This window comes from Micromonospora sp. MH33, from assembly GCF_003013775.1.
GTDB classification, from domain to species: Bacteria; Actinomycetota; Actinomycetes; order Mycobacteriales; family Micromonosporaceae; genus Micromonospora; species Micromonospora fulviviridis.
In genome coordinates, this window is sequence record NZ_MUYZ01000310.1 from 1 (window position 1) to 7,964 (window position 7,964).

At 75.3% G+C, this 7,964-nt stretch carries 8 protein-coding genes and 1 pseudogene; 7 read left to right on the forward strand and 2 right to left on the reverse strand.

Annotated features, from left to right (window positions below; all coding sequences use genetic code 11):
• Positions 1 to 139: 139 nt before the first annotated feature.
• On the reverse strand, positions 140 to 1,129 hold the full coding sequence (gene mgrA, locus B0E53_RS30445; RefSeq protein WP_107079146.1) for an L-glyceraldehyde 3-phosphate reductase: 990 nt from the start codon (positions 1,127 to 1,129) through the stop codon (positions 140 to 142).
• Positions 1,126 to 1,608, reverse strand: coding sequence for a GNAT family N-acetyltransferase (locus tag B0E53_RS30450; protein WP_107079147.1), 483 nt, complete (start codon positions 1,606 to 1,608; stop codon positions 1,126 to 1,128). Before B0E53_RS30450 ends, mgrA begins: the two co-directional genes overlap by 4 nt.
• Positions 1,609 to 1,674: 66 nt before the next feature.
• Here B0E53_RS30450 and B0E53_RS30455 point away from each other — a divergent pair, with 66 nt between their 5' ends.
• From B0E53_RS30455 to B0E53_RS30485, 7 genes and pseudogenes are all read left to right on the forward strand, one after another.
• Positions 1,675 to 2,643, forward strand: coding sequence for an aldo/keto reductase (locus B0E53_RS30455; protein ID WP_107079152.1), 969 nt, complete (start codon positions 1,675 to 1,677; stop codon positions 2,641 to 2,643).
• 5 nt (positions 2,644 to 2,648) lie between these two features.
• The gene (locus B0E53_RS30460) at positions 2,649 to 3,146 is read left to right on the forward strand and encodes a hemerythrin domain-containing protein (protein WP_107079153.1); all 498 of its coding nucleotides are present in this window, start codon (positions 2,649 to 2,651) and stop codon (positions 3,144 to 3,146) included.
• Positions 3,147 to 3,203: 57 nt separating this feature from the next.
• Positions 3,204 to 4,454 (forward strand): histidine kinase, encoded by a 1,251-nt coding sequence (locus B0E53_RS30465; RefSeq protein WP_107079148.1) that lies wholly within the window; start codon positions 3,204 to 3,206, stop codon positions 4,452 to 4,454.
• Entirely contained in the window at positions 4,451 to 5,101 is a 651-nt protein-coding gene (locus B0E53_RS30470; RefSeq protein ID WP_107079149.1) for a response regulator transcription factor, read from the forward strand. Before B0E53_RS30465 ends, B0E53_RS30470 begins: the two co-directional genes overlap by 4 nt.
• A gap of 72 nt (positions 5,102 to 5,173) precedes the next feature.
• Positions 5,174 to 6,268 carry a hypothetical protein gene (locus B0E53_RS30475; protein WP_107079150.1) on the forward strand — a complete coding sequence of 365 codons (1,095 nt, stop codon included), beginning with the start codon at positions 5,174 to 5,176 and terminating at the stop codon, positions 6,266 to 6,268.
• Between the two features lie 48 nt (positions 6,269 to 6,316).
• Complete coding sequence (locus tag B0E53_RS30480; protein ID WP_107079151.1) at positions 6,317 to 7,762, forward strand: magnesium chelatase; 1,446 nt, start codon at positions 6,317 to 6,319, stop codon at positions 7,760 to 7,762.
• Positions 7,763 to 7,764: 2 nt separating this feature from the next.
• A pseudogene (locus B0E53_RS30485) lies at positions 7,765 to 7,964 on the forward strand (hypothetical protein); the annotation flags it as partial.

Consider the following 7,964-nt stretch of genomic DNA (forward strand, 5'->3'; position numbering starts at 1 on the left):
CGCGGCGGCCGGGGTCACCGTGCTGCTCGCGGCCGTGGTGGCGCTGCGGCTGCGGCGGGCCGGCAGCGTGCCGGCCGGCCGGCCGTGCGGGGTCCGCAACCACCACGCCGGCCGGCGCCGGATCTGGTGACCGCCGAGGTCAGCCCAGGTGTCGGTCGATCTCGGCCAGCTCGTCGACGCCGAGGTCGAGGTTGTCCAGCGCGGCGACGTTCCCTTCCAGCTGGGCCACGCTGCTCGCCCCGATGATCAGGCTGGTCATCCGGGGATCGCGCAGCGCCCAGGCCAACGCGAGCTGGGCCAGGCTCTGGCCGCGCCGCTCGGCGACCGCGGCGAGCCCGCGGATGGTGGCCATCTTCTCCTCGCTGAGGTCGCTCTCGTTGAGGAAGACGCTGGTCCGCACCCGGGAGTCGGCCGGGATACCGCCCAGGTAGCGGTCGGTGAGCAGACCCTGCGCCAGCGGGCTGTACGCGATGCAGCCGGCGCCGGCCTGCTCCAGCGTGTCCAGCAGCCCGTCGGCCTCGGTCCAGCGGTTGAGCATCGAGTACGACGGCTGGTTGATCAGCAGCGGCGTGCCCAGCTCGCGGAGGATCTCGGCGGCCCGGGCCGTCTGCTCCGAGTTGTAGTTGGAGATGCCGACGTAGAGCGCCTTGCCGGAGCGGACGACCGCGTCCAGCGCGCCCATCGTCTCCTCCAGCGGCGTGTCCGGGTCGAACCGGTGCGAGTAGAAGATGTCGACGTAGTCGAGCCCCATCCGGCGCAGCGACTGGTCCAGCGAGGAGATCAGGTACTTGCGCGAGCCCCACTCGCCGTACGGGCCGGGCCACATGAGATAGCCGGCCTTGCTGGAGATGACCAGCTCGTCCCGGTACGGCTTCAGGTCGGTGGCGAGCAGCCGGCCGAAGTTCTCCTCGGCCGCCCCGGGCGGTGGGCCGTAGTTGTTGGCCAGGTCGAAGTGGGTGATCCCGAGGTCGAAGGCGCGCCGGACGATGTCCCGCTGCCGCTCGTACGGCCGGTCCGGCCCGAAGTTGTGCCACAGCCCGAGCGAGATGGCGGGCAGGCGCAGGCCGCTCCGGCCGCTGCGCCGGTAGATCATCGAGTCGTAACGGTCTTCGCTGGCGAGGTAGGTCACGCCCCCGACCCTAGTCCGGGGCTGGTGCCCAGGTCGTAGCGGAGGCGGGGCAGCTCCCGGCCGGTGGACGGGGAGACCGAGGTGCCGGCCGGCACCGCGCCGACGTGCCGGTAGAACGGCTCGGCCCCGGGATCCGCCTCGATCCACAGCCTCCGGGCGCCGGCGGCCAGGGCGGTGGCCACGGCGTGCTCGAACAGCACCCGGCCCGCGCCGGTGCCGATCGCGGGCGGGTCCACGAAGAGCATGTCCAGCTCCAGCTCGGGCGGCTCACCGCCGAGCACCAGCAGGCCCACCGGCCGGCCGTCCCGCTCGGCCACCCACACCAGCCGGGCGGCCACGTCCGACGGGGTGAGGGTCAGCTCGCTGCGGCAGCGGGCCAGGAACGCGGCGTCGTACCCCCAGTGGGCCTTGGAGCGCAGCGCCAGCTCGGTCAGCTCGGCCGCCTCGTCCGGGCGGGCAGGGCGGATGAGGAGAGTCACCCGGCAATCCTGCCCGGGACAGCGGAACGGGCGTGCCGCCCCGCCGGCTTGGGTAGCTTCGAGTCCATGCGCTACGTCCCGCTCGACACCCCCAAGCCCATCTCGAAGATCGGCCTCGGCACGTGGCAGTTCGGCTCGCGCGAGTGGGGCTACGGCCCCGACTACGAACAGCGGGCGGCACAGATCGTCCGGCGCGCGCTCGACCTGGGCGTCACGCTCTTCGACACCGCCGAGATCTACGGCTTCGGTCGCAGCGAGCGCATCCTCGGCGCGGCGCTCGGCGACGACCGGGCCAAGGTCGTGGTGGCCAGCAAGATCTTCCCGGTGCTGCCGCTCGCCCCGGTGGTGCAGCAGCGGGCGGTCGCCTCGGCCGCCCGGCTCGGCGTCGCCGGCATCGACCTCTACCAGGTGCACCAGCCCAACCCGGTGGTCGCCGACACCACCACCATGCGCGGGATGCGCGCGCTCCAGGACGTCGGGCTGGTCGGCGAGGTCGGGGTCAGCAACTACGGCCTGCGCCGCTGGCGGTTCGCCGAGGCCGCGCTGGGCCGCCGGGTGCTGAGCAACCAGGTCCGCTACAGCATGATCGACCGCGGCCCGGAGAAGGACCTCATCCCGTACGCGGAGCAGGCCGGCCGGATCGTCATCGCGTACAGCCCGCTGGGGCAGGGCTTCCTCTCCGGCCGGTACGACGCCCGGAACCCGCCCGCCGGGGCGGTGCGGCGGGCCAACCCGTACTTCCTGCCGGAGAACCTGGAACGGGGCACCGAACTGATCGCCACCCTGCGCGAGGTGGCCGACGTGCACGACGCCACGCCCAGCCAGATCGCCCTGGCGTACCTGCTCCGCCACCCCAACGTGGTCGCCATCCCCGGCGCGTCCGGGGTGGAGCAGATGGAGCGCAACGCCGCCGCCGCCGAGATCGACCTGGCCGACGACGAGTACGCGGCACTGGTCACCGCCGCCCACGCGTTCCGCCCGCTCACCGGGCTGGCCGCCGTACCCAAGCTGATCCGCGCCCGCACCGGGAGGTGACCACCATGGACGACATCACCGCACTGATCCTCGACGACCACGCCGCCTTCCGCCGCGGCTTCGCCCGCCTCGACGACGCCCGCGACCCGGCCGAGCTGCTGGCCGTCTGGGAGGCGCTCGCCCTGCACCTGGACATCCACGCCGAGGCCGAGGAGGCCATCCTCTACCCGCACCTGGTCCGGCACGGCGACGACGGCGCGGAGGAGACCGAGGACGCCATCGGCGACCACAACAAGATCCGCGACGCCATCGCCGAGTCGAAGCTGCACGAGGTCGGCTCGGACGCCTGGTGGGCCGCGGTCTGGCGGGCCCGCCGCGAGAACAGCGAGCACCTGGCCGAGGAGGAGGACGAGGCGCTGCCGGACTTCCGCCGGCACGCTGGCGTCGAGCTCCGGGCCGAGCTGGGGGCGCGCTGGCTGAGGTTCTACGGCGAGCACAAGAACGGGCGCAACCTGCCCTTCCGCGACAAGGACCCGGAGAAGTACGTCCAGGACCACCGCTGACCCGATCTCCCCGTTGCGGGGGAGTCGGCAGGCCGTCTCCGGCGGCAGAATGGCCGGGTGACGGTCCGGGGTGTACTGGCGCCGCTGGTGCGCGGGAGCACCTGGCGGCGTGCCGTGTTCCTGCTCCTCGGCGGGGTGCTCGCCCTGCCGTACGCGTTGCTCGCCGCGGCGTTCGCGCAACTGCTCGGCAACGACGACGTGCCCCGGCCGGTCGGCGCCGGCCTGCTGCTGGTCGCCGCGGTGCTCGCCGCCGTGCCGGTGTTCCTGGCCGGCAGCCGCGCGCTGGAGATCGTCGCCGCCCGGGCGCTGCTCGCGGTCGACCTGCCCGAGCCCGCCCCGGGCCACCGGATCGACCGGGAGACCCGGCTGCGCGCCGCGCTCTGGATCGCCCTGCACCTGCTGACCGGCGGCCTGGTGCTGTTCGCGGCGATCAGCGCGTTCCCCATGGCGCTGGTCTTCCTCGCCGGGCTGGCCGGCGTCGACACCGGCGCCGCCCCCGACGACGGCTTCGGCCCGCTCGGCCCGGGTCACCCGGTCGCGGCGGGCCTGGCCGGCCTGGCCCTGCTGGTCGCGCTCGGGTACGCGGTCGCCGGGCTGGGCGCGCTCGCCGCCTCGATGGCCCCGGTGCTGCTCGGCCCGGCGCAGGCCGAGCGGATCGCCGCACTGGAGGCCCGGTCCGCCCGGCTGGCCGAGCGCAACCGGCTGGCCCGCGAGCTGCACGACTCGGTGGGGCACGCGCTCACCGTGGCGACCCTCCAGGCCGGCGCCGCCCGCGAGCTGCTCGACACCGACCCGAAGTTCGCGCGGCGGGCCCTGCGCGCCATCGAGGAGACCAGCCGCCGCGCGATGGACGACCTGGACCACGTGCTCGGGCTGCTCCGGGAGACCGAGGACGGGCGGGCGCCCGCCCCCACCGCGCCGCAGGCCACCCTCGACGGGCTGGACCGGCTGGTCGCCGACACCCGGGCCGCCGGCCTGACGGTGGAGTCCCAGGTCAGCGGGGCGCTGCGCGGGCTGCCTGCCGTGGTGTCCCGGGAGGGCTACCGGATCGTCCAGGAGGGGCTCACCAACGCGGCCCGGCACGGCCGGGGGCCGGTGCGGCTGCGGGTGGCCGTACCCGATGGCCGTCTGGAGATCGAGCTGGTCAACGGGCTGCCCGGCACCACCGGCCCGGGCGGCGGCGGGCGCGGCCTGGACGGCATGCGGGAGCGGGTGCTGCTGCTCGGCGGGCAGCTCACCGCCGGGCCGGAGGGGGACCGCTGGCGGGTACGGGCCACCCTGCCGGCGCCGAGGGAGGAGACCGGATGACCATCGACGTGCTGATCGTCGACGACGACGAGCTGATCCGGGTCGGCCTGCGGGCGATCGTGGACGCCCAACCCGACCTGCGGGTGGTCGGCGAGGCCGCGGACGGCGCCGAGGTGCCGTCGCTGGTGGCCCGGCTGCGCCCGCGGGTGGTGCTCATGGACGTCCGGATGCCGGCCATCGACGGCATCCAGGCCACCCGGCGGCTGCTGGCCACCTCCGCCGACCCGCCCCGCGTCCTGGTGGTCACCACGTTCGCCAACGACGAGTACGTCTACGAGGCGCTGCGCGCCGGAGCCAGCGGGTTCCTGCTCAAGCGGGCCCGCCCGGCCGAGGTGGTGGAGGCGATCCGGGTGGTGGCGGCCGGCGAGTCGCTGCTCTTCCCGGCGGCGATCCGCCAGCTCGTCGGCGCGTACGGCGGCCGGGGCTCCGACGGGCTGCGGGCGGCCCGGCTCACCGAGCGGGAGGCCGAGGTGCTGCGGCTGATGGCCGCCGGGCTGTCCAACCCGGAGATCGCCGACCGGCTGGTGGTCGGCGTGGAGACGGTCAAGACGCACGTCGGCAACGTGCTGGCCAAGCTCGGCGTACGGGACCGGACCCAGGCGGTGATCGCCGCGTACGAGTCGGGTTTCGTGGTGCCGACCGGCTGACCCCTCGCGTGGGGGAGACGGTCCACCCCGGCGCGGGAGGGATCCGGGGCCCGGCCGGCCGAGGCTGAGGTCATGACGACAACAACCGTTTCCCCACCCCGTCGGGCCGCCCGGACCCGGCTCGACCTGGCCGCCCCGCTCGCCGCCGCCTGGCTCGGCGGCTGGGGCGTGCTCGCCCTGCTCTCGACCCTGACCGGCGCCGGCTACCCGTTCGGCGCCAACGACCCGCACGGCGGCGACGTCAGCCTGCTCCGGCTGGTCCCGGTGGACGCCGGCGCACCCATCTTCGCCGGGGTGCTGCTGCTCGCGGCGGTCGCGGCGCTCGCCATGAGCGGCCCGGCGACGGTACGCCGCCCCGGCCTGCCCCGCGCGCTGCTGCTCGGCTACGGCTGGGCGGTCGTCTTCGCGCTGACCGTGGTCGTCCCGGACGCCCGGGTGTTGGTCGTGCTCGGCTACCTGCCGATGCTGATCATCGGCGCGCCGTTCGGCTGGCCGCCGGTCGACTACGGGCAGGTCTTCGACTGGCCGCTGGCGGCCCGGTGCGCCGCCCTCGTCGGCGGCGTCCTGCTGGCCGGGGCACTGCTGCTCTGGCAGCGGCGGACGGCCGGCGCCTGCCCCGCCTGCGGCCGCGACGACGACGAGCGGGGCTGGACCTCGCCCGCCTCGGCCGCCCGCTGGGGGCGCTGGGCCGCGTACACCGCCGCCGTGATCCCGTTCGCCTACGCGCTCACCCGGTTCGCCTGGGCGGCCGGCATCCCGCTGGGCATCTCCCGGGACTTCCTCGCCGAGATGCGGGAGACCGGGCTCGTCTGGGCCGGCGCCGGGCTGGGCGCGTTCGCCACCGTCGGGGCGATCCTCACCCTCGGGCTGGTCCGCCCCTGGGGCGAGCGGTTCCCCCGGTGGCTGCCGGGGCTGGCCGGCCGGCGGGTGCCGATCAGGCTGGCGGTCGTCCCCGCGACGCTGGTCGCGGTGTCGGTGACGGCGGCCACCCTCGGGCTCCTGACCAAGCCGGAGTTCTGGCAGATCGGGCACGAGTTCAGCCTGGCCTCCGCGCCGATGCTGCTCTGGCCCCTCTGGGGAGTCGCGCTCGGGGCGGCCACCCTGGCGTACCACCTGCGGCGGCGGGGCGCCTGCGCCCGCTGCCGGCGGCCCGCCCCCCGTCCGTGACGATCCGGCCGCCCGGAAGGCGGCGCGCGGTCACCCGACCGAGATAGCGTGGGTCGGGTGACTGCGCCCAACCAGGTTCCCCCGGTCCCGCCCGCCGACCTGCCCGGCACGCTCGGCGAGCTGCGGGCGTCCGGCCACCACCACCGCACGGTCAAGCAGGAACTCCGCGACAACCTCCTCGCCCGGATGCGCGCCGGCGAGGAGCGCTTCCCCGGCATCGTCGGCTACCAGGACACGGTGCTGCCCGAGGTCGAGCGGGCCCTGCTCGCCGGCCACGACATGGTGCTGCTCGGCGAGCGCGGCCAGGGCAAGACCCGGCTCATCCGCTCGCTCGGCGCGCTGCTCGACGAGTGGACCCCGGTGATCCCCGGCTCGGTGCTCAACGAGCACCCGATGCACCCGCTCACCCCGGCGTCCCGTGCTCTCGTTGCCGAGCGCGGCGACGAACTGCCGATCGGCTGGCTGCACCGCTCGATGCGGTACGGCGAGAAGCTGGCCACCCCGGACACCAGCGTCGGCGACCTGATCGGCGACGTCGACCCGATCCGGCTCGCCCAGGGGCGTACCCTCGGCGACCCGGAGACCATCCACTTCGGACTGGTGCCGCGCACGAACCGGGGCGTGTTCGCCGTCAACGAGCTGCCCGACCTGGCGGAACGGATCCAGGTGGCGCTGCTCAACGTGCTCGAGGAGCGGGACATCCAGGTCCGCGGCTACCAGCTCCGGCTGCCGCTGGACCTGCTCCTGGTAGCCAGCGCCAACCCGGAGGACTACACCAACCGGGGCCGGATCATCACCCCGCTCAAGGACCGCTTCGGCGCGGAAATCCGTACCCACTACCCGCTCGACCTGGAGCTGGAGCTGGAGCTGATCCGGCAGGAGGCCGACCTGGTCGCCACCGTCCCCGAGCACGTGCTGGAGGTGCTCGCCCGGTTCGCCCGCGCCGTCCGGGAGTCGCCGTCGGTGGACCCGCGCTCCGGCGTCTCCGCCCGGTTCGCCATCGCCGCCGCGGAGACCGTCGCCGCCGCCGCGCTGCGCCGCGCCGGCCTGCTCGCCACCGCCGCCCACGAGGCCCCGGTCGCCCGGGTCGGCGACGCCGTCTCGGTGACCTCCACGCTGCGCGGCAAGGTCGAGTTCGAGAGCGGTGAGGAGGGGCGGGAGATCGAGGTCCTCGGCCACCTGCTGCGGACCGCCACCGCCGAGACGTTCCGGGCCCGGCTGGCCGGGCTGGACCTCTCCGGCTTCACCGCGCTGGTCGCCGAGGGCGGTGAGATCGAGACCGGCGAGCTGGTCTCCTCGGCCGAACTGCTGCGCCAGGTCGGCACCGTGCCCGGGCTCGCCAAGGTGCTCGACCGGCTCGGCCTCGGCGACGCGCCCACCCCCGAGGAGGCCGCCGCCGGGATCGAGTTCGTCCTGGAAGGGCTGCACCTCACCCGCCGGCTGGGCAAGGACGTCACCGAGTCCGGGCGCACCGTCTACGGCGGCCGGGGCTGACCGTGGCCGGCAACCGGTTCCGGTACGGGCAGTGGCGCGGCGGCCCCGACCCGCTCGGCCCGCCGTACGACGTACGTGCCGCCGTGGACGCGGTCGGAGCGGAGGTCCTCGCCGGCGGCAGCCTGCGGGAGGCGCTGCGCGACCTGCTGCGGCGCGGCCCGCAGGGGCGCGGCGGCCTGGACGACCTGGCCGCCCGGGCCCG

Bases quoted from the DNA above. Each gene is read 5' to 3' on its own strand.
- B0E53_RS30455 (WP_107079152.1), top strand. From the start codon at position 1,675: ATGCGCTACGTCCCGCTCGACACCCCCAAGCCCATCTCGAAGATCGGC.
- B0E53_RS30460 (WP_107079153.1), top strand. From the start codon at position 2,649: ATGGACGACATCACCGCACTGATCCTCGACGACCACGCCGCCTTCCGC.
- B0E53_RS30470 (WP_107079149.1), top strand. From the start codon at position 4,451: ATGACCATCGACGTGCTGATCGTCGACGACGACGAGCTGATCCGGGTC.
- B0E53_RS30475 (WP_107079150.1), top strand. From the start codon at position 5,174: ATGACGACAACAACCGTTTCCCCACCCCGTCGGGCCGCCCGGACCCGG.